The organism is Pseudomonas migulae NBRC 103157, from assembly GCF_002091715.1.
GTDB lineage: Bacteria > Pseudomonadota > Gammaproteobacteria > Pseudomonadales > Pseudomonadaceae > Aquipseudomonas > Aquipseudomonas migulae_A.
The window spans coordinates 61,330-80,849 of record NZ_BDAG01000003.1; the positions used below are offsets into that span (position 1 = coordinate 61,330).

At 51.6% G+C, this 19,520-nt stretch carries 17 protein-coding genes and 1 pseudogene; 8 read left to right on the top strand and 10 right to left on the bottom strand.

The window, feature by feature from the left end; genetic code table 11:
• Positions 1 to 20: 20 nt before the first annotated feature.
• The gene (gene glcC / locus PMI01S_RS03800) at positions 21 to 794 is read left to right on the top strand and encodes a transcriptional regulator GlcC (RefSeq protein WP_057005191.1); all 774 of its coding nucleotides are present in this window, start codon (positions 21 to 23) and stop codon (positions 792 to 794) included.
• A gap of 233 nt (positions 795 to 1,027) precedes the next feature.
• Here the strand turns inward: glcC and PMI01S_RS31945 are convergent.
• From PMI01S_RS31945 to gcl, 6 genes and pseudogenes are all read right to left on the bottom strand, one after another.
• A pseudogene (locus PMI01S_RS31945) lies at positions 1,028 to 1,158 on the bottom strand (response regulator receiver protein); the annotation flags it as partial.
• Between the two features lie 144 nt (positions 1,159 to 1,302).
• A complete protein-coding gene (gene pyk / locus PMI01S_RS03810; protein WP_057005180.1) occupies positions 1,303 to 2,718 on the bottom strand; it encodes a pyruvate kinase in 1,416 nt (471 codons plus the stop codon).
• A complete protein-coding gene (locus PMI01S_RS03815; RefSeq protein ID WP_057005181.1) occupies positions 2,715 to 3,989 on the bottom strand; it encodes a glycerate kinase type-2 family protein in 1,275 nt (424 codons plus the stop codon). The genes pyk and PMI01S_RS03815 overlap by 4 nt, the downstream gene beginning before the upstream one ends.
• A 202-nt stretch (positions 3,990 to 4,191) precedes the next feature.
• The gene (locus PMI01S_RS03820) at positions 4,192 to 5,082 is read right to left on the bottom strand and encodes a 2-hydroxy-3-oxopropionate reductase (RefSeq protein WP_057005182.1); all 891 of its coding nucleotides are present in this window, start codon (positions 5,080 to 5,082) and stop codon (positions 4,192 to 4,194) included.
• A 14-nt stretch (positions 5,083 to 5,096) separates the two neighbouring features.
• Positions 5,097 to 5,879 (bottom strand): hydroxypyruvate isomerase, encoded by a 783-nt coding sequence (gene hyi / locus PMI01S_RS03825; protein ID WP_057005183.1) that lies wholly within the window; start codon positions 5,877 to 5,879, stop codon positions 5,097 to 5,099.
• Positions 5,880 to 5,926: 47 nt separating this feature from the next.
• Positions 5,927 to 7,702: a glyoxylate carboligase gene (gcl, locus tag PMI01S_RS03830; RefSeq protein ID WP_057005184.1), complete on the bottom strand. Its 1,776-nt coding sequence runs from the start codon at positions 7,700 to 7,702 to the stop codon at positions 5,927 to 5,929.
• Between the two features lie 111 nt (positions 7,703 to 7,813).
• On the opposite strand from gcl, the gene PMI01S_RS03835 reads away from it, so the two are divergent.
• Both PMI01S_RS03835 and PMI01S_RS03840 read left to right on the top strand, forming a co-directional pair.
• Positions 7,814 to 8,731 carry a LysR family transcriptional regulator gene (locus PMI01S_RS03835; RefSeq protein WP_057005185.1) on the top strand — a complete coding sequence of 306 codons (918 nt, stop codon included), beginning with the start codon at positions 7,814 to 7,816 and terminating at the stop codon, positions 8,729 to 8,731.
• A 699-nt stretch (positions 8,732 to 9,430) separates the two neighbouring features.
• Positions 9,431 to 10,372 (top strand): cupin domain-containing protein, encoded by a 942-nt coding sequence (locus PMI01S_RS03840; protein ID WP_082643873.1) that lies wholly within the window; start codon positions 9,431 to 9,433, stop codon positions 10,370 to 10,372.
• Between the two features lie 50 nt (positions 10,373 to 10,422).
• Here PMI01S_RS03840 and PMI01S_RS03845 read toward each other — a convergent pair whose 3' ends face one another.
• On the bottom strand, positions 10,423 to 11,433 hold the full coding sequence (locus PMI01S_RS03845) for a LysR family transcriptional regulator (protein WP_082643874.1): 1,011 nt from the start codon (positions 11,431 to 11,433) through the stop codon (positions 10,423 to 10,425).
• A gap of 726 nt (positions 11,434 to 12,159) precedes the next feature.
• Between PMI01S_RS03845 and PMI01S_RS03850 the strand changes: the two genes are divergently transcribed.
• From PMI01S_RS03850 to PMI01S_RS03860, 3 genes are all read left to right on the top strand, one after another.
• Complete coding sequence (locus PMI01S_RS03850) at positions 12,160 to 12,369, top strand: hypothetical protein (protein WP_057005186.1); 210 nt, start codon at positions 12,160 to 12,162, stop codon at positions 12,367 to 12,369.
• 660 nt (positions 12,370 to 13,029) lie between these two features.
• Positions 13,030 to 13,374, top strand: coding sequence for a hypothetical protein (locus PMI01S_RS03855; protein WP_225441876.1), 345 nt, complete (start codon positions 13,030 to 13,032; stop codon positions 13,372 to 13,374).
• Positions 13,371 to 14,963 carry a relaxase/mobilization nuclease domain-containing protein gene (locus PMI01S_RS03860; RefSeq protein ID WP_057004220.1) on the top strand — a complete coding sequence of 531 codons (1,593 nt, stop codon included), beginning with the start codon at positions 13,371 to 13,373 and terminating at the stop codon, positions 14,961 to 14,963. Before PMI01S_RS03855 ends, PMI01S_RS03860 begins: the two co-directional genes overlap by 4 nt.
• Before the next feature lie 17 nt (positions 14,964 to 14,980).
• Here PMI01S_RS03860 and PMI01S_RS03865 read toward each other — a convergent pair whose 3' ends face one another.
• The 3 genes from PMI01S_RS03865 to PMI01S_RS03875 form a co-directional block, all read right to left on the bottom strand.
• On the bottom strand, positions 14,981 to 15,532 hold the full coding sequence (locus tag PMI01S_RS03865) for a hypothetical protein (RefSeq protein ID WP_057004221.1): 552 nt from the start codon (positions 15,530 to 15,532) through the stop codon (positions 14,981 to 14,983).
• Between the two features lie 61 nt (positions 15,533 to 15,593).
• The gene (locus tag PMI01S_RS03870) at positions 15,594 to 16,079 is read right to left on the bottom strand and encodes a hypothetical protein (protein WP_057004222.1); all 486 of its coding nucleotides are present in this window, start codon (positions 16,077 to 16,079) and stop codon (positions 15,594 to 15,596) included.
• 27 nt (positions 16,080 to 16,106) lie between these two features.
• A complete protein-coding gene (locus tag PMI01S_RS03875) occupies positions 16,107 to 16,937 on the bottom strand; it encodes a TIR domain-containing protein (RefSeq protein ID WP_057004223.1) in 831 nt (276 codons plus the stop codon).
• Between the two features lie 314 nt (positions 16,938 to 17,251).
• On the opposite strand from PMI01S_RS03875, the gene PMI01S_RS03880 reads away from it, so the two are divergent.
• Positions 17,252 to 18,841, top strand: coding sequence for a peptide chain release factor 3 (locus tag PMI01S_RS03880; protein WP_084318073.1), 1,590 nt, complete (start codon positions 17,252 to 17,254; stop codon positions 18,839 to 18,841).
• Between the two features lie 338 nt (positions 18,842 to 19,179).
• A complete protein-coding gene (locus PMI01S_RS03885) occupies positions 19,180 to 19,431 on the top strand; it encodes a hypothetical protein (RefSeq protein WP_084318074.1) in 252 nt (83 codons plus the stop codon).
• Positions 19,432 to 19,520 lie beyond the last annotated feature (89 nt).

Sequence of the window (19,520 nt, forward strand, 5' to 3'; positions counted from 1 at the left end):
ACCAGTTGCTCGAGGTCAAAATGAACGAAGAAGAAGGGGCTGCTCGGCGGCCAATCAGCGAAATAGTCGCTGAGCGTATTGAACGTCTGATCGTGGATGGCGTCCTCAAAGTGGGGCAGCCCTTACCGTCCGAACGGCGCTTGTGTGAAAAACTTGGATTCTCTCGCTCTGCGTTACGCGAGGGTCTTACCGTGTTGCGCGGGCGCGGTATCATAGAGACAGCTCAGGGGCGCGATTCGCGTGTGGCTCGACTTACCGCAGAAGAGGACTCAAGCCCGCTATTTCATCTGTTCAGCTCGCAACCGCGCACTCTCTATGACCTGCTTGAGGTTCGCGCTTTGCTTGAGGGGGAGTCGGCGCGACTGGCTGCGCTACGAGGAACCGATGCTGATTTTGTTCTGCTGACTCGGCGTTACGAGGAGATGATTGCTTCCCATTCGCAGCCTGATGGGATTGCGTCGCGCGAGCATGCTCGTCTTGATCATGCCTTCCACTTGGCTGTTTGTGAGGCGTCGCATAATCCGGTTTTGGTACATACTCTGCGATCACTTACTGATTTGATGCTTAGTACCGTATTTGCTTCGGTTAATAATCTTTATCATCGACCCTTGCAGAAACGGCAAATTGACCGTCAGCACACACGAATTTACCAAGCTGTGATCGAGCGTCTGCCTGACTTGGCGCTGCGTGCGGCCCGTGACCATATTCACAGTATTCGAGATAATTTGAAGGACATTGAGCAAGAAGAGCAGCGCTTGGTGCGTGCGACAATGCGATTGGAAGGGTGGATGTAAAAGGTCATAAGGACTGATTAGGTGCAAACGCAACGAACTTAGCGAGGAAAATGACCTTCCTCAACATGACTCGCGGTCGGTCGATTAGTCTCCGGCGCGGTGATTCTAATTTAGGGGCATAGCTGTTACTAACTCATGATCATTCGAGCTTTAGACAGGCACATATTTTATTATTTTTCGTCGCTCGACGGGAGCTAACTCGCGAGGGTATGTGAGTTTTTCGGATCTATCGTTTATATAAGGAGGCAGCCGCGATTCCGAACTGTTCGAAAAAGACGTTCGCCATTACTTGAGTTTTTAAATTCGTACAGCCGACTTAAGCACATTCGAGACCTCGATAGTGCTCCGGTTCTCTGCCGATGCTGTGCGCTAATTAAATTCTCTGGGTTTTTTGTCTTTCTAATTCTGTCGGATGGTCGTCGACCTGATAGATCTAGGAGACGACCGGCCGCAGATAATTCAATATCCCTCATATTGGTTTGATGAAGGTTGCAGGTAATGATTTGCCCTATGAGATAGTTTCAATCCGAAGAGTATTGGTACTGCCTAGTTGACCGAATGGAGTTCCCGCAGTGATTACTACAATGTCCGTTTTCTTCGCGAGATTTTGATGCTGAGCGATATTTAGGGCAGTCTTCGTAACATTCTCGATCTCACTCAGGTTTTGATAAACTACTGAGTAGACGCCCCATGCAATGGTCAGATAGCGAGCCGTTTTCTCGCTTGTTGTTAAGCTGAGTATTGGCGCTTTCGGTCGTTCGCGTGATGCGCGCAAGCTGGAACTGCCCGACTCAGTGTAGTTCACCAGCACCGCTACGGGCAGGATGCTACTGATGCGGCGGACGGCGCAGCTTATTGCGTCTGACACTGTTGCTTCAGCTTTTGGACGGCTCACATCCAGTTGGCTTTGGAAGTCTGGACCAGACTCCACTTGGCGGATGATTTTGCTCATCATCTCTACCGTTTCCAAGGGATAGTCACCAGAAGCGGTCTCCGCAGAGAGCATTACGGCATCCGCTCCCTCGGCCACAGCGTTTGCAACGTCGGTCACTTCTGCGCGGGTCGGCGCTGGTGAAAAGCGCATCGACTCAAGCATCTGCGTAGCCACCACCACCGGCCGGCCAAGTTGGCGGCAAATGCGTACGATGTCTTTTTGTATGCGAGGCACATTCTCCGCTGGGACCTCAACTCCAAGATCGCCGCGAGCGACCATAATTGCGTCACACAAGTGAGCAATTTCCTCTAGGTGTAGCACTGCAGACGGCTTTTCAATCTTTGCCATCAGCAGTGCTTTGCCTTTGATCAGCTCGCGAGCCTCGGTGATGTCTTGAGGACGTTGTACAAACGATAGAGCGACCCAGTCGACACCCAACTCCAGCCCGAAATCCAGATCGCAGCGATCTTTGGCAGTCAGCGGGCTGAGTTGCAATACAGCCTCGGGAACATTCACGCCTTTTCGATCGGACAGTTCGCCACCAGCAATGACTACGGTGTCGATGGCGTCCGCGTGTTTGGCAGTTACCCGTAACTGAAGTCGACCATCGTCCAAAAGCAGGTTCATGCCTGGTTTCAGTGCCTCGATGATTTCCGGATGAGGCAAATTAACCCTATGCGTGTCGCCTGGCGTACAGTCAAGGTCCAATCGCAATGCCTGCCCTCGTTCCAGGTTGACCTTGCCTTCGGCAAATCTGCCTACCCGCAACTTCGGCCCCTGCAAGTCCATCAAAACACCGATGGGCTGGCTCATTTGGCGCTCAACTTCGCGTATCCACTTATAACGCTGAGCGTGATCAGCATGCTCGCCATGACTGAAGTTGAGTCGGAACAGATTGACGCCTGCTTCCACCAATTGACGAATATCGTCGATACCTTTAGTCGCAGGACCTAAGGTAGCAAGAATCTTAACTTTTTTATTGGGCGTCATTTTGTTGGGGTCTCGAGAATTAGGATGGCACGAAAGTCATTAACATTGGTTCTGGTTGGCCCAGTGACGATCAATGAGTCAAGAGCGGCGAAGTACCCATAGCCATTGTTGTTATCCAGCTCATAGCTTGCGTTTAGTTTTTTATCTTGGCCGCGCGCATAGGAGGTGGGCGTCATGATGGCTCCGGCATTGTCTTCTGAACCATCTATGCCATCGGTATCTCCTGCCAGTGCGTAAACACCAGGAAGCCCCTTAAGGCAATCTGTCAGGCTTAGGAGGAATTCAGCGTTACGTCCGCCACGACCATTGCCTCGTACTGTGACGGTGGTTTCCCCGCCGGACAGAATTATGCAAGGTGGCTTGATTGGTTGGCCGTGTAGAACGATTTGTCGGGCGATGCCTGCATGCACTTTCGCAACTTCGCGGGACTCACCCTCTAAATCGCCGAGAATCAAAGGTGTAAAGCCAGCAGCGCGTGCTTTTTCGGCCGCTGCATTTAGCGATTGCTGAGGAGTGGCGATCAATTGAAATTGGCTGCGTTCCAGCGCCGGGTCATCAGGTTTAATTGTTTCTGAGCGGGGGTCTCGTAACCACGCATAGACATTTTCCGGAATCTCGATGTCATAGCGAGCCAAGATCGCCAGCGCTTGTGCGGAGGTGGTCGGATCACCAACTGTTGGGCCGGAGGCAATTACTGTTTCTTCGTCGCCAGGAACATCCGATATCGCATAGGTATACACTTTGGCTGGCCAGCAAGCTTTGGCCAGCCGGCCGCCCTTAATCCCTGACAAGTGTTTACGTACGCAATTCATCTCAGCGATTGTGGCGCCAGATTTTAGCAAGGCTTTGTTGATTGATTGTTTGTCCGCGAGATCGATACCGTCTCCAGGTAATGCCAGCAAGGCTGAGCCGCCCCCAGAAAGTAGGAACATTACTCGATCGGACTCTTGTAGATCACTGACCAGTTGCAAGACTCGTTGAGCCACTTTGTGACTGGCAACATCAGGTATTGGGTGAGCTGCTTCCACCACCTCTATCTTGTGGCAATTAGCGCCATGTCCGTAACGCGTGACAACTAAGCCGCTAACCTCGCCTTGCCATTCAAGCTCGACGACTTCGGCCATAGCTGCGGCTGCCTTGCCTGCGCCGATGACAATAAGGCGGCCGCTGCGGTCTTTGGGCAAATATTGCGGCAGCACATGATATGGATGCGAGGCGGAGATGGCAGTCGTGAAAAGGGTGCGCATCAGCTCTAGTGGATTGATGGTCATATCAGGCTCCGGACTTCAATTATTGTTATTGGGTTGCTAGCCGATTGCACTCCCCAACCGCCGAAGCCGGCGGCTCGGGACTAAAATCGACCTCCCATGCTTGCTGGGCCGTGACACCACTGGCCTGGGAGGTCGAAAAGGGGGACAAAGACTAATTTGATTTTAGAAAGGTCAAATCAGTCTTGGGTTTGAAGGGGAGAAATCACTCCTCGCGAATTGAGAAGTTGGCCATGTGTTCCAGGCCTTTAATTAGCGCCGAATGATCCCAGTTACTACCACCGAGCGCAGCACAGGTGCTGAATACCTGTTGTGCATTCGCGGTATTGGGCAAATTCAAGCCCAGTTCACGGGCTCCAGAAAGGGCCAGATTGAGATCCTTCTGATGCAGACTGATGCGGAAGCCTGGATCGAAAGTGCCTTTGATCATGCGTTCACCGTGCACTTCCAGAATTTTCGAGGAAGCAAACCCACCCATTAATGCTTCCCTAACTTTGGCTGGATCGGCACCATTTTTCGCGGCGAAAAGCAACGCTTCGGCTACTGCCTGAATGTTCAGTGCGACGATGATTTGATTGGCAACCTTAGCAGTCTGACCATCGCCGTTGCCTCCAACGTGAGTAATGTTTTTGCCCATGGTTTGGAATAGCGGTAACGCGCGTTCAAAGGCGTGATCTTCACCACCAACCATGATGCTTAGTGTTGCGGCTTTCGCACCGACCTCGCCGCCGGAAACGGGGGCGTCTAGATAGGTGGCCCCGGTTGCTTTGATCTTCTGGGCGAAGACTTTGGTGGCGGAAGGAGAGATCGAACTCATGTCGATTACTACCTTGCCAGCACCTACGCCTTCTACGACACCATTTTCGCGTAGCAGTACATCTTCAACCTGGGGAGTATCCGGCACCATGATGATGATGAATTCCGCTTCTTGAGCGACTTCCTTTGGATTGGCTAAGCCAACTCCATTTTCACCCAGCAAGTCGGCGGGCGTTTTATCGAAGTGTTCAGAGAAGAACAGTTTGTGACCTGCTTTCTGCAGGTTCTGAGCCATGGGCTTGCCCATGATACCGGTGCCGATAAATCCGATCTTGGCCATATGGAAAGTCTCCGTTAGATCACTTTATGAGTTTTCAGCCAGCTAAGGCCTGCAAGGGTGGTCGTAGCCGGCTTGTATTCACAACCGACCCATCCCTGGTAGCCAATTCGGTCCAGGTGTTCGAACAGGAAGTGAAAGTTAATTTCGCCGGTGCCAGGTTCATTACGGCCCGGATTGTCGGCGAGCTGAATGTGGTTAATTTCCTCCAGGTAGGTGGCCATAGTTCTGGCCAGATCGCCTTCCATGATCTGCATGTGGTAAATGTCGTATTGCAGGAAAAGATTGGCGCTACCTACTTTTTCCCTGATGTCGAGTCCCTGGTGCGTGTTGTTCAAGTAGAAGTCTGGAATATCCAAGGTGTTAATGGCTTCGATCACGAGTTTGATGCCCGCGGCTTCCAGCTTGTCGGCGGCATATTTGAGATTGGCCACGAAGGTGCGTTCTATTGTCTCGGGGTCCACACTTTGAGGGCGGATACCGGCTAAGCAGTTAAGTTGCTTATTGCCCAGAACTTGGGCATAAGCGATGGCCAAATCGACGCCAGCTCGGAACTCTTCAATGCGGTCGGGATGGCAGGCAATGCCGCGCTCCCCCTTGGCCCAATTCCCCGCTGGCAGATTGAAAAGCACTTGGGTAAGGCCGTTGCTCTCGAGTCTTGCCTTGATTTCGGTAACGCTAAAATCGTAAGGGAATAGGTACTCAACACCGGTGAAACCAGCTTCTGCGGCGACCGCGAAGCGATCCAGAAAATCCACTTCCGTGAACAACATAGACAGGTTGGCTGCAAATCGGGGCATGTGATGCTCCTTTGTTGAAGTCTGGGCGAAGGCTTGGAAAGGAAAGATTAATCCAATGGCAAGATAGAGGTAGGTGCATCGGCACCGCTCAGAGCCAATTCCTCGAACTCGTTGATGTTATTGATCTCGGTTCCCATGGAAATGTTGGTCACGCGCTCAAGGATGATTTCTACAACCACGGGCACGCGATGTTGCTGCATTAATTCTTTGGCGTGAGCAAAGGCGGCCTGCAAGTCATTTGGATCGCGTACACGAATCGCTTTGCATCCGAGCCCTTCGACTACAGCCACATGGTCGACGCCGTAGCCATTCAGCTCCGGAGCGTTGATGTTGTCGAACGACAACTGGACACAGAAATCGATGTCAAAGTTACGCTGTGCTTGGCGGATCAATCCCAGATAAGAGTTGTTCACCAACACATGGATATATGGCAAATTAAACTGCGCACCGACGGCTAATTCTTCGATCATGAACTGGAAATCATAGTCGCCAGACAATGCGACGACTTGGCGACTTGGATCTGCTTTGACCACACCCAATGCTGCAGGAATAGTCCAGCCTAACGGGCCAGCTTGGCCACAATTGATCCAATGCCGTGGCTTGTAGACGTGAAGAAACTGCGCGCCAGCAATCTGTGACAAGCCGATGGTGCTGACGTAGCAGGTGTCTTTACCGAAGAACTCATTCATTTCTTCGTAAACACGCTGAGGCTTGATCGGCACGTTTTCAAAATGCGTCTTACGTTGGAGAGTACGCTTGCGCTCGCGGCAAGCATCCACCCAAGCGCTACGGTCTTTCAGCTTGCCAGCGGCCTTCCACTCACGAGCCACGGTCAAGAACATATCCAGAGCGGCACCGGCATCTGAAACGATGCCTAAGTCTGGGGTGAACACTCGGCCAATCTGGGTTGGTTCGATGTCGACGTGAATGAATCGTCGACCTTCGGTATACACCTCGACCGAGCCAGTGTGGCGGTTGGCCCAGCGATTTCCGATACCGAATACCAAATCGGACGCGAGTAAGGTGGCGTTGCCGTAGCGATGCGAGGTCTGCAAGCCGACCATACCCACCATCAACTTATGATCGTCCGGAATTGTTCCCCAGCCCATCAGGGTTGGAACCACGGGCACTCCGGTTAGCTCGGCAAACTCGACAAGCTTGGCACTGGCGTCAGCATTTATTACGCCACCACCAGAAACGATTAGTGGGCGCTCGGCGTCGTTAAGCATCGCCAGCGCCTTCTCAGCCTGCCCTCGAGTAGCAAAGGGGCGCGCCAATGGCAGTGGTTCATAGGCATCAATATCAAACTCGATCTCTGCCATCTGTACGTCAAATGGCAGATCGATCAGTACGGGGCCTGGTCGACCAGAACGCATCTCATAGAACGCTTTCTGAAAGGCATAAGGTACCTGGCCGGGTTCCATTACGGTGGTTGCCCACTTAGTTACGGGTTTGACGATACTGGTGATATCGACTGCCTGAAAGTCTTCCTTATGCATGCGCGCACGTGGGGCTTGACCGGTGATGCAGAGGATAGGAATGGAGTCGGCGGATGCTGAGTACAAGCCGGTGACCATGTCGGTACCGGCAGGGCCAGATGTTCCGATGCAAACGCCGATATTGCCGGCATTGGTACGTGTGTAACCTTCAGCCATGTGGGAGGCACCTTCCACATGACGTGCCAAAACGTGGTCAACACCGCCGAGTTTTTTCAGTGCGGCATACAATGGATTGATGGCTGCGCCGGGGATGCCGAAAGCGGTGTCGACGCCTTCACGACGCATCACCAATACTGCTGCCTCGATTGCTCTCATTCTGGCCATTATTGCCTCCTTCAGGCTGGTCGATATTTTTATTAGCGGATCTCAGCATGGAGCAGGTTATTATTGGCGTGAATAGCCAAAAATCGGTTTCTGCCGATACATGAGGTATCGATGGGTCGTTATGTCGAGCTACACAGTTTTATTCAGGTCGCCCATAAGGGCAGCTTTGCCGCCGCTGCACTGAATGAGGGGGTGACTCCGGCGATCCTTGGTCGACGACTCGATGCGCTCGAAAAGCGCTTGGGTGTCAAGTTGATGCATCGCTCCACGCGAGGCTTGAAGTTGACCGAGGCGGGAGAGCAGTTACTGGAAGGGGCCAAGCATTTGATGCGCGAATTTGACGAGGTCGAATCAGGCGTCAGCAACAGTAGCACTACAGTCAGCGGCCACTTAGTGGTGTCCGCTCCGGCTGCTTTTGGACGACATCATATTGCCCCTCATGTCTATGCCTTCCAGCAGCGTTTTCCAGATCTCCAGTTATCCTTTAACTTTACGGACAGCGTGATTGACCTGGTCAGCGAGGGGTACGATATGAGCATCCGTATCGGAGAAGTCACTGACCCAAACTACGTGGCGATCAAGCTCTTCCCCAATTGGAGGGTGGTTTGCGGGACGCCAGATTATTTTGCTAAGCATGGTGCACCGCAAACGCTAGAGGATTTGGCACACCACAATTGCCTGGCTTTCAATTTGCAGGGTGGCCAGCAACGGGGCTGGACGTTCTTGCGCGATGGCCGACAGATCGCGATGAAAGTCAGCGGTAACGTTGCTTGCAATGATGGTGAATTACTTTTCGCCTGGATACGTCAGGGGCTCGGTATTGGTTGGCGCTCAACGTGGGAAATCCAAGGAGAGCTTAAGCGAGGTGAACTGGTTACAGTACTGGATGAGTTTGCTTTGCCCAATTACAATATTCAGGCGGTCTACCCCCAACAGCGCTATTTACCAGCCAAAGTACGTCTTTTTGTCGAGTATCTTAAAACTTTATATAACTCTCCGGATTACTGGGAGAGGCCCCATCCCCTTTAAAATATGATTCGGGGTTGTTTGGGAACTATCGATATACTCTGTAAAACGCGCGAATTTTTAGCAAAAGACATAGATCCTTGCGGCGTACTACGCCTCCAACGCGGCTTAATGAGCAGCCAGGGGCCCCGATGAGTACTGCGCATTCAATTCGGTCGCGACCTTCACTCGCCCACGATTGGACAATAACCCCGTGATTAGATTATTCACCGTCGTGAATCTTAGGTGCTTTGGTATTGGACTAGGGTAACCAAGCAGGATCGTTCTGATAAATGGAGCGAGTGAATATTTTTTCATGAGACGCTCAGCGCAGGGCCAGTTTCACGGTATGCGATCAGTCCGCAGCGATCTTTGTCCCCCCCCCCCGGAATTAGAAGAGTGAGCAAGCCCTACAACAGCGGCTTTTGGAGGCAGAACATCAGGTTTTGCTGGAGTCCTTCGTTCCGAAATGAATATCAGTCTTAAATCCTCCTCTTGAAGGGGGTGAGTCCGCGCCGCAAGGCGTCGGCTCCCTGTCATGAAACTTCGCCTCAAAAAAAGATGCCGCACGCTTGAGCTAACGCCTTGAGTTTCACTACAAGCGCATTTTTTTGAATAGTGTTTTGCATAGATCCGGTAGGGGAATGCATTTTTGTCGCTTTATAGTGTGGGCGTGCCTTGGCGTTCTGCTTGAGGGCTAAGGAAATTTTCAAGGAGTAATATATGCTGAAAGATATAGCTGTTCCCGTTGTGGATGACTATGGCATTACTGAAGATGCACGGTACTTTGAATACTCTACTTCGGCTAATCCCATCGCTGCGCAGTTAATTTCGAGAGTGCCTTTCAAGACGTTCCCGGCGTCGTTATATGAAGAAGGTCCGACTCGTGTCATACCATTGGATGTTTCAGCGGAGCTAAACTGTGCTGCGCCGGCAACAGGGCCCGGCTTGCTCGCCAGTTTTGTTCGTATCGTAAGTGGTGAGGAGTTGGTGATCGATCCAGTTGTCACCTCACAGGTGTTCTATGTGATTAGCGGGGCAGGTGTTGCGATCCAAGGGGCGCATCATATTCCTTTTTCAGAGGGAGCGTTTTTTACGCTGCCTGGCGGGTTGTCAGCGATTTTGACAGCGGAAAGTACAGTTACTCTGTACTACGTTACCGATGCCCCACTGATGACCTACCTTGGGGTTAGTGCTGTAGAACCGCGATTTTCTCCAACATTTTATCCGGCAGACCGCGCGGCAGAAGAATTGTTAAAAGTTTCAAAAGATCCAAGCGCGCATAAACGTAGTCGTGTATCTGTGCTCTTAGGTAATGAGCACTTTGACCAGACTAGGACTGTCACTCATGTCTTGTGGGCTATGTTTGGCTTGCTCCCCGGAAATTCTATTCAAAAGCCCCATCGTCATCAATCAATAGCGTTGGACTTTATCGTGGATTGCCCTAAAGGATGTTATTCGCTTGTGGGTACTACTCTGGACAAAGAAGGAAATATTGCTAATCCCACTAGGGTGGATTGGGAAGCCGGTATGGCATTTATTACGCCGCCGGGTTACTGGCATGCTCATTTCAATGAGTCGAAGGAAAGTGCACGGCTTATCCCAATTCAGGATGCTGGACTCCAGACTTATCTTCGCGCTTTAGATATCCGCTTCGCTGAATAAGCAATTGTTAATAGTGCGCCGTATTAGCGGCGTACTTTTTTCCACTTTTTTCACTGTCTTGGAGTATTTGTATCCCAATATGGAGGATTGCCAATTTTTTCTATAAGAAAATCAACGAAGGTTCGGACTTTGCTCGAGACGGTTTTTTTATACGGATATACCGCCCATATAGAAGGGGCTTCAGCTGTAATCCGCATGTCCCAATCGGGGAGCACGTCAATAAGCCTGCCTGCGGACAATTGAGCCTGGATGAGCCAAGAGGGAAGTAGAGCAATTCCTAGTCCTCCTAGTGTTGCCTCTAATAACGCTTCGCTATCATTAGCGGCGAAAGCACCGCTGATAGTAATCTGCTCTAATGCTTCGATTTGTGCATTGGACGAATCTGTAGTCTCTTCAACCAAACAATCTGCAACGTCTTTACCGACGGGGTGGAGATTTTTCAAAGTTTTTCTTTCAGCGTACCAGCATTTATCTGGCGTTCGCGAAAATGCAAGGCACGAGTGAGTGTTAAGTTCTGATGGTTTTGAAGGGGCTCCATGAGACTTAATATAGTCTCGGCTTGCACATGCAATTCTCTGTTGGGGTGCCAAGCGTCGCGCAATCAAGGACGAGTCTTTTAAAGAGCCTATACGTATTCCTAGATCAATACGGGACTCGATTAGGTTTAGAGTTTCATCTGTAAAAATAGCCTCTATCTCAATATCGGGATACTTTGCTAAAAATTCATTAATCCATGGCATAATATGTCGGCGACCAAATGCGCCTGGTAACGTCACTCTCAATACTCCCGCAGGATTTCGATTCAGGGAGGACGCAGCCTCCCGCGCCTCGTCTAACTGGAGTAGTAGCTGAGATGCTTTTTCGTAAAATACGGTCCCACCTTCAGTCAATGACAAGCCGCGTGTCGTGCGATTGAAGAGGGCGATCCGCAGATCAGTCTCAAGATCTGAAATGTGCCGGGATGCCGTAGACGTCTGAATGGATAAGTCCAGAGCGACACGAGTGAAACTTTTTAGCTCTGCTGCACGGACAAAGCTCTTCAAAGCAGCGAAATAATCCATTTTTAAAATGGCCCTTAGCTGAGAAAGATCTCAACTATAACTCGATTTGTGCGATTGTCGAGATGCGTTAGATAAGTTTGCCTGGAAAGTGTCTAAATATGCCGTATTTTAGAAGTCGTATCTGCAGCGCAAATACAGTGAAGTTTACCGCTGCTGTATTGGTCTGCTTCAGATGCCGTAGCGTAGTTAAGTTTAGCATTTGACCCATAAAAACTAATATTCAAAGGTGATGATTGAAATTCAGTTCATTTGTGCTTTCGGCTTTTTGTCTCTGTTTTTAACTCATATTGGTCCGTGCCTAAATACAAAATTCCATCGAGCGTAGTTGATCGCATTGTTAGCCGACGATTCAAGTGCCGCGCGTAATCATAGAGCGGGCGTCCGGACCGATCAGTGGAACCCGTTTTCTTCGGTTATTCGTCGAGTTGGATTCGATCGCCTGAAAGCTCCTTCATTTGCGTCTTCTGGCTCATTCGGCATGCGAGTGCGGTATCCAGATACTCCCTTTTCTGGGGCTGTCTTTATCCCAGCTATTAGCCTTTACCCTCTAGCCATCGTTCGCCGATGCCCTGGCGGCGTATCAATGGGCGGCCCGCACCAAGCCTGCACCTGTTCGGGCTATCGCCCTGTGCAGGCCCGTGTTGCCCATGACACGTCGTCGCTCGCTGGCTGCTGGGGGCTCCGTCGCTGGAATAACCCAGCCTCAAGCGAAAAAGGAGACTCAACATGAATACCAAAACAACCGCAACTGAATCCAAGAAACCCGGCTTCGTCGCGAAGGTGCGCAAAGGCTCAGGCGAAAATGCCGTGTACGAACGCATCGGCGTCGCCTGGAAAAATGCTGATGGATCGTTCTACATAAAGTTAGCCGGTACGCAGGTCGTCTCCGACTTCATGCTTTACGAAATCGAAAGCACCGACCAGTCAGGCGAATAGCCATCGCTGATTGAAGAAAAGGCGGGCCGCAAGGTCCGCCTTTTTTTCAATCCATATGAATCCGTCATGATCTGCATAAATCTCCTGCATGCATTTTCGATTGCCGCAATGCAGTCATGCGGGCTCCTCTGATTTTTATATTCACATCCACAAAAACAAATGCTATCAGGCAATGAAGAGCGCAAAAGAAATTTGGAAACTGCATCAGCAGTCGTCGTTTCTTTTAGAAAATCTTCATACCCCCAGCCTTAAACTGGACTCAAGGGCCAGTTGCGAACGAAGTGAGCACAAGGTGTGCGTGGTAGTACCACGCCCACCTTGCGTGGGGACTTCCAGTCCCCCGCGATCCCCCCTCGGAATCCCTAAGCGCAAATGTTCTAGGGAACATTTTTGCTAAGGGATTAGACGCAACGTTTCGCCGTTGCACACGATCAGGGAGACTTCGGCTCTCCCTGAACCCATCGAGTAAGGGGCACTTCGTAGCCCCTTGCGACCCTTGATCAGGACTTTCGCGCCCTGAACCACGACCGGGTTTCGGCCCGGTGCCGACCAAAGAGAGATGTCAGCTCTCCCTTTGGAATTCCATCGACCACTGCGCGGTGCTGAAGACGAGAGGAAACCAGGAGGCGACGGCTTTTTAGGAGCAGCTATGTTGGCGGCATGACCAGATCAAAGAAAAAACGCGATGCGCCGATCTCTTACCGCCCACCCGAAAGGTTGCGCGATGAGTTTCACGCGCGGGTGCAGAACTCAGGTCAGTCCATTAACGGCTATATCACCGAGGCTATTTTCGGCAGGGCCGCTCCCCGGTCTAAACGCGTTTCGCCGCTGGATCAAAAGATGATTGCCATGCTGCTGTCGCAAGCAGCCCGCATTAACGACCGGCTGGAGCAAGCTGGCCGCTCGTCCACTGATAGCGATCCCAGCCTGATTTTCCAGGAGTGCCGGGATGAGCTCGCTGAAATCAGGAGCTATCTGATGCTGGCCTTGGGGAGGGACCCATGATCCCTTTCGCGTCGCAGCGGGGAAGTGGCCAAGACCTCGCCACTCACCTTCTAAATGCCTACGACAACGAGCTGGCAGAGGTGGCTGATCTGCGAGGAGCCATTGCCGGGGATCTGCACGGTGCTTTCAAAGAGTGGCAGGTGCAGGCCGATACGTTGACCCGGTGCGAGAAGTATCTCTACAGCCTGTCGATCAATCCTGATCCCGCGCAGGGGCCGTTGACGCGCGATCAGTACCTGGACTATATCCGGCGTACCGAGGATGTCCTGGGGTTAGGCGATCAACCCCGCGCGGTGGTGTTCCATATCAAGGATGGTCGTGAGCACTGCCATGTGGTCTGGTCACGGATTGATGCTGATAATCAGAAAGCTGTCCATCTGGCTTTTGACCGGGACAAGCTGATGCGGGTGACGCGGGGTTTCGCCCGTGATCACGGTCTGACGCTTCCCGAAGGGTATGAAAAATCCAGGAAGGTCGGGCAGATCTCCCTTTACGAGCAGGCGCAATTACGGCAGACCGGGCTCTCCAAAGAAGACCATAAGCAGCAGGTTACGGAGGCCTGGCAACAGAGTGACGACGCCCGCTCGTTCGTGCATGCGCTCGCCGAACGGGGCTACATGCTGGCTACCGGAAACCGTCCCTATGTTCTCGTCGATCTTTACGGCAACGTGAACGCGCTGCCAAAGCTCATTGATGATAAGTCCATCCGTACAAAGGACATCCGTGAGTTTCTTGAGAAGGAGTTCCCGTGTGAATCACTGCCGACCGTTCAGGAGGCTGAGAAGCTTGTTGCGGCGCACCGCAAGCTGATCGAGCGAGCCGTTAAGGAAGATAACTACGCCGACCGGCTCGCCGAACTGAAGCACGGCCAGATGGAGCGGCGGCGCGCGATAGAGCACGAGCGAGAAGCACTCAAGCACCGCCAGCATTGCCTGCGTCTTGCGCAGCAGGAAAAGCACCGGGCAGAGCGGGACAATCTGCGTACAGGCCACCTTGCCATGATGAAAGCCGTTCGCCGGGAGCGGTATCAAAACCGCCCCACGGGCTTGTCTGAGTTCTTGGGCCGGGTCAGCGGTGTCAATTTCTTGCGCCAGAAATTGCACCACTATCAAGATGCCAAACGCGTTCGCGCTCATCTCGAACAGCAGGCTCAGCTGAAAGCTCGCCAAACACAGGATGCCAAGATTCTGGATTTCCGCCTCAAGCTTCAGGCATTCGGCATTGAACGCAAGGCAGCATCCCTTGAAAAAGTGGATAGACGAGAGCTGGCCGCATTCATGCGGGATAACAAGCGCGATCAGCGTGTCAGAGCTCGTGGCGAGGATGGTGTTATGCCGTCATTGGTTGAAATCGTTGATGTTGATCTTGCGCAAAACGAAAAAGCCGCCCCTGATGTGCTCGCGGCTTTTGAGAAGGCAAAGCGAGAACCAAAAAGAGAAGTTCCCGATCTTATGGCGGCGTTTGAGCGGGCTACCGCTGTATTCCGCAAGGATAGACGGGAGCAGCGCGAAGGAGATGGGCCGGAGAGATCTCGACCGCTAACGCCACCACCTCACCGCGAGGGTCATGAGCCTGATCGAGAGCGGTGACTTGTTAACGTGTTATTTTATTTGGCGTCGTAATGTATCCATTGCATCCGGGCGTCTGAGGCAATCAGATCATAGCGCTCGACGAAGGAATCTATTTTTTCGCGCTGCTCGTCGTATGTTAAGCACCACTTCCCACAGGCACTACCTACCACTTGAATTAATGAATAAAGATTGTAGTAGCCTGTTTTCTCTTGATCCAATTTTACATCTGGATGCATTTCGCCGATGTAGGCAACTAAGGCCCTTTCTTTACCGTCAACTACTTTTCTGGAACTCAAACTGCTCATGTGAAGGAGCGAGTTTCTGTGCTCCCATAACTCCTCCGCAGTAATGCCAAGAGTTTTTATTTCTGAAAACTCTTTTAGCCATTTTATGAAAGTGTTCTCTTTAATGTTGCCGTATTCTATGTAGCTTATTGAGTCTATAGCCACCACCAGCAATTTCGAAGCAGAGACGTAATGCTTTGCGTTGAAAAGAATTCGTACAGGCTGGAAGAAATCATCATTCAAAAGACGCGTGAAGTCGAATCCCTCGTCGTTGAAGTATTTTCCAAAGTAATCGACAGACATATCTAGTGTCTCCGCTTAATAGGTGTGATGGTAAAGATCTTGAGTGGCCGGTTTTATTTTTCTACATGCATCTCAGTAAGAATGATGTTGCGTTCCTGAAATTTTGTTCTTGCTCGCGCAATTCGTAATGCCATTTCGCGCCATGGAATAAATTATTCCTCAGTCTGAATACTACACCTAAGCAGCCTATCAATATTGTTTTTTCATCGGCGCTATCATCTTGTAGTGCTGCAATGATTTCCGGCGGGTTGTTGCTGAGTTCAATATGCAGATTATTAAATCTATAGTTAAGTTGTCCGTTTTCGATGTAGCGCTGCTTTAAATAATGAAGATATGCATTTGTATTGCATTTTTCGATAGCGCCCTGCATCTCAAGGCTTTCGGCAAGCGCCCTTATTGTGGTCATGTTTCCGAAGCCATTCAATCTGGTGCCCTCAAAAAAACTCCAGATTAGAGAGAAGTCGGCTATAGCGTCGCGTTCCTCTAACGATAATTGGCCAAAGCCGGGAGCTTGCTTTGAGATCCACTCTAAAATTTCAGGGCTCATAAAATATTCCTTCAAGAGAGAGAAACGTCAAATAAGTTTATTCATGTCGATGTCATACCCAGACTGTTTCATTTCCTTGGCAAGCTGCAAATGCCATGCTGAAGCCTCATCCAGGCTTATATAGACGACACCGCTTATGTCGTTGGGAAGCTCCAGCTTACCATCGACAAGTGCGGCCACGTTTTGCCGTCCCAGTTTTCCGATCAGATATCCGTGCTCAAACACTACGTTCTGGCGGGCGCGTAGATTTAGATTGTCAGCTGCTGATTTTACGTTTCCCACATCGTCGGGGGTGTAAAGAACTACGGCAAAACCTACGTCAGAGTAGTGTTCTATTTTTTCAATAATAGTCCGTCCAGAGCTAGCCTTCTCATGTAGAATGACTGCTTCGAACCCGAGTTTTTCAATAAATCTGGCGGCTTTGTTTTGAGCACTTTCATCGTGGCCATGCACAATAAAAATCTTCTTCTGATTGCCGGTGTTTTTAGATGATTTTGACGTGGCTTCTTTCTTCAATGTCTTTTTGTAACCAACTGCACCTTCAATGAAATCATCCGTTACATCTTTGGCGCGACCGATTGCCTGGTACGTATAGGACGGGCCACCAATGAATGCTACAGAAGATTGTTGGTCATCAAATTTAACCTGGGCGATAAAGGACTCAATTGTTTTCTCGCTTTCGGAGATTTTTATTCTTTCTAGATCGTCTGGTTGTACAGTTTTTCCATTAATGATGATTGGCGAGCCTTGCTCATAAGGCTCAACAAATCGTGATATTAACTGTTCCTTAGTAAGGTCGGTTTTGTATTCGCCATAATATTGGTCCGACTTTGGTTTCACAATCACATGATAGTACATCGCTACAATTATCCTTTTGGGCAATCAGCATTAGAGTGTCTGTAGTTTCTTTGTACGGTGCCGCTACAGACGTTTCTTGGACGCTACCTATTTGCCATCATGCTGTCCACTCTCATTACCGGCAGCATTCCGAGCGGCTCAGCGCTTGCTACTGGCAGGCGTGAGGGGGGCGTCGCGCCCGATTGACTGCTGTCTCGGGCATTCCCCATCACCATTTGGTACAATGCGCGGTTCTCTGTGTTGGCCTTTGCAATCGGCCAAAGGTACTTTTTTAACTGTGTACATATCAGCGTACACAATCGAGATTTTAAGCGATGTCCGATAGTAAAATTGTCAATGAAGTCAACGCCAGACGCACGTTTGCCATCATTTCCCACCCCGATGCCGGTAAAACCACCATCACCGAGAAGCTCTTGCTGATGGGCAAGGCGATTGCGATTGCGGGCACGGTGAAGTCTCGCAAGTCCGACCGCCATGCCACTTCCGACTGGATGGAAATGGAAAAACAACGGGGTATTTCCATTACCACGTCGGTCATGCAGTTCCCGTATCGCGACCACATGATCAACCTGCTCGACACCCCGGGCCACGAAGACTTCTCCGAAGATACCTACCGCACGCTGACAGCGGTGGACTCGGCCTTGATGGTTCTCGACGGCGGTAAGGGTGTTGAGCCACGGACCATCGCGCTGATGGACGTTTGCCGTCTGCGTGACACGCCGATCGTCAGCTTCATCAACAAACTCGACCGTGACATTCGCGACCCGATCGAACTGCTCGACGAAATCGAAGCGGTCCTGAAGATCAAGGCGGCGCCGATCACCTGGCCGATCGGTTGCTACCGCGACTTCAAGGGCGTTTATCACCTCGCCGACGACTACATCATCGTGTACACCGCCGGTCACGGCCACGAGCGCACCGATGTGAAAATCATCGAGAAGCTCGACTCCGATGAAGCTCGCGCGCACTTGGGTGATGAATACGATCGCTTCGTTGACCAACTGGAACTGGTGCAAGGCGCCTGCCACGAATTCAACCAGCAGGAATTCCTCGACGGCCAACTGACGCCGGTGTTCTTCGGTACCGCACTGGGCAACTTCGGTGTCGATCACGTGCTCGACGCCGTGGTCGACTGGGCACCGAAACCGCTGGCCCGTGTCGCCAACGAACGCACCGTAGAACCGGTCGAAGAAAAATTCAGCGGCTTCGTGTTCAAGATCCAGGCGAACATGGACCCGAAACACCGCGACCGTATCGCCTTCATGCGTATCTGCTCCGGCAAGTACGAAAAGGGCATGAAGATGCGCCACGTGCGCACCGGCAAGGACGTGCGCATCGGCGACGCCCTGACGTTCTTCTCCTCCGAGCGTGAGCAACTGGAAGAAGCGTTTGCCGGCGACATCATCGGCCTGCACAACCACGGCACCATCCAGATCGGCGACACCTTCACCGAAGGCGAAGTGCTAGGTTTTACCGGTATTCCGCACTTCGCCCCGGAACTGTTCCGTCGTGTGCGTCTGCGTGATCCGCTGAAATCCAAGCAACTGCGCCAGGGTTTGCAGCAATTGGCGGAAGAGGGCGCGACCCAGGTGTTCTTCCCCGAGCGCAGCAACGACATCATCCTCGGCGCCGTTGGTGTGCTGCAGTTCGATGTGGTCGCCAGCCGCTTGAAAGAGGAATACAAGGTCGAGTGCTCTTACGAGCCGATCACCGTGTATTCCGCGCGCTGGATCGATTGCGACGATAAGAAGAAATTCGAGGAATTCCGGGTCAAGGCCGTGGAAAACCTTGCGGTTGACGGCGGCGGTCACCTGACTTACCTGGCCCCGACCCGCGTCAACCTGGCGCTGATGGAAGAGCGCTGGCCGGATGTGAAATTCCGTGCGACGCGTGAGCATCATTAAGCGCTGAGCTGCAAAACCAAAAGCCCCGGTTGCGAAAACGCCGGGGCTTTTTTGTGCCCGACACATTCCCCTCCCCTGTAGGAGACAGCTTGCTGGCGATGGACGTTAACGATGAGGCGTTCTTTCTGGATAAACACGGCGCGCTTGCGAACATCGCGAGCTCGCTCCTACAGTGAGCGATTACGATTCGAGATAGCGTTTATTCCAAAGCAATCTCCCTGTTCACGGCATTTCCCGTCCTTCGTCAGGGTCCTATTCAGGTGAACCGGGCCAATCGGAACTAGATTTCAAAGAGTACCGTGGCTCCCACGCTTAACCCGCGAAGGATGGAATCGGCTATGAGCATTTTTCAACGCATGGTGTTGTTGCTGAAAGTTTTGGTGATGCTGTCGGTGGGCATGTCGGCGGCGTGGGCGGACTGCCCCGAGCATGGGGAGCAGGCGTCGAGCGGGCAGGTGACGCATACCGGCCTGATGGTCGCCAAGTCCGAGTCCGAACCGGGCGATCAAGGCCAGGGCGGCAGTGAGGGCGATGATGACTCGACCACCGACGATCCCGATGCCGATGAAGATGAAAATGAAGGGGCTTGAGTAACAGGCAAAATAAAACCCCTTCTACCCGATTGATGCGCAATCGAAGCCGAAGAGGTTTTTGAACAGATCACCTATACCTTGTGGGA

Excerpts from the sequence above, each read along its gene's own strand:
- glcC (WP_057005191.1), top strand. The coding sequence starts at position 21 with ATGAACGAAGAAGAAGGGGCTGCTCGGCGGCCAATCAGCGAAATAGTC.
- pyk (WP_057005180.1), bottom strand. The coding sequence starts at position 2,718 with ATGACGCCCAATAAAAAAGTTAAGATTCTTGCTACCTTAGGTCCTGCG.
- PMI01S_RS03815 (WP_057005181.1), bottom strand. The coding sequence starts at position 3,989 with ATGACCATCAATCCACTAGAGCTGATGCGCACCCTTTTCACGACTGCC.
- PMI01S_RS03820 (WP_057005182.1), bottom strand. The coding sequence starts at position 5,082 with ATGGCCAAGATCGGATTTATCGGCACCGGTATCATGGGCAAGCCCATG.
- hyi (WP_057005183.1), bottom strand. The coding sequence starts at position 5,879 with ATGCCCCGATTTGCAGCCAACCTGTCTATGTTGTTCACGGAAGTGGAT.
- gcl (WP_057005184.1), bottom strand. The coding sequence starts at position 7,702 with ATGGCCAGAATGAGAGCAATCGAGGCAGCAGTATTGGTGATGCGTCGT.
- PMI01S_RS03835 (WP_057005185.1), top strand. The coding sequence starts at position 7,814 with ATGGGTCGTTATGTCGAGCTACACAGTTTTATTCAGGTCGCCCATAAG.
- PMI01S_RS03840 (WP_082643873.1), top strand. The coding sequence starts at position 9,431 with ATGCTGAAAGATATAGCTGTTCCCGTTGTGGATGACTATGGCATTACT.
- PMI01S_RS03845 (WP_082643874.1), bottom strand. The coding sequence starts at position 11,433 with ATGGATTATTTCGCTGCTTTGAAGAGCTTTGTCCGTGCAGCAGAGCTA.
- PMI01S_RS03850 (WP_057005186.1), top strand. The coding sequence starts at position 12,160 with ATGAATACCAAAACAACCGCAACTGAATCCAAGAAACCCGGCTTCGTC.
- PMI01S_RS03855 (WP_225441876.1), top strand. The coding sequence starts at position 13,030 with ATGACCAGATCAAAGAAAAAACGCGATGCGCCGATCTCTTACCGCCCA.
- PMI01S_RS03860 (WP_057004220.1), top strand. The coding sequence starts at position 13,371 with ATGATCCCTTTCGCGTCGCAGCGGGGAAGTGGCCAAGACCTCGCCACT.
- PMI01S_RS03865 (WP_057004221.1), bottom strand. The coding sequence starts at position 15,532 with ATGTCTGTCGATTACTTTGGAAAATACTTCAACGACGAGGGATTCGAC.
- PMI01S_RS03870 (WP_057004222.1), bottom strand. The coding sequence starts at position 16,079 with ATGAGCCCTGAAATTTTAGAGTGGATCTCAAAGCAAGCTCCCGGCTTT.
- PMI01S_RS03875 (WP_057004223.1), bottom strand. The coding sequence starts at position 16,937 with ATGTACTATCATGTGATTGTGAAACCAAAGTCGGACCAATATTATGGC.
- PMI01S_RS03880 (WP_084318073.1), top strand. The coding sequence starts at position 17,252 with ATGTCCGATAGTAAAATTGTCAATGAAGTCAACGCCAGACGCACGTTT.
- PMI01S_RS03885 (WP_084318074.1), top strand. The coding sequence starts at position 19,180 with ATGAGCATTTTTCAACGCATGGTGTTGTTGCTGAAAGTTTTGGTGATG.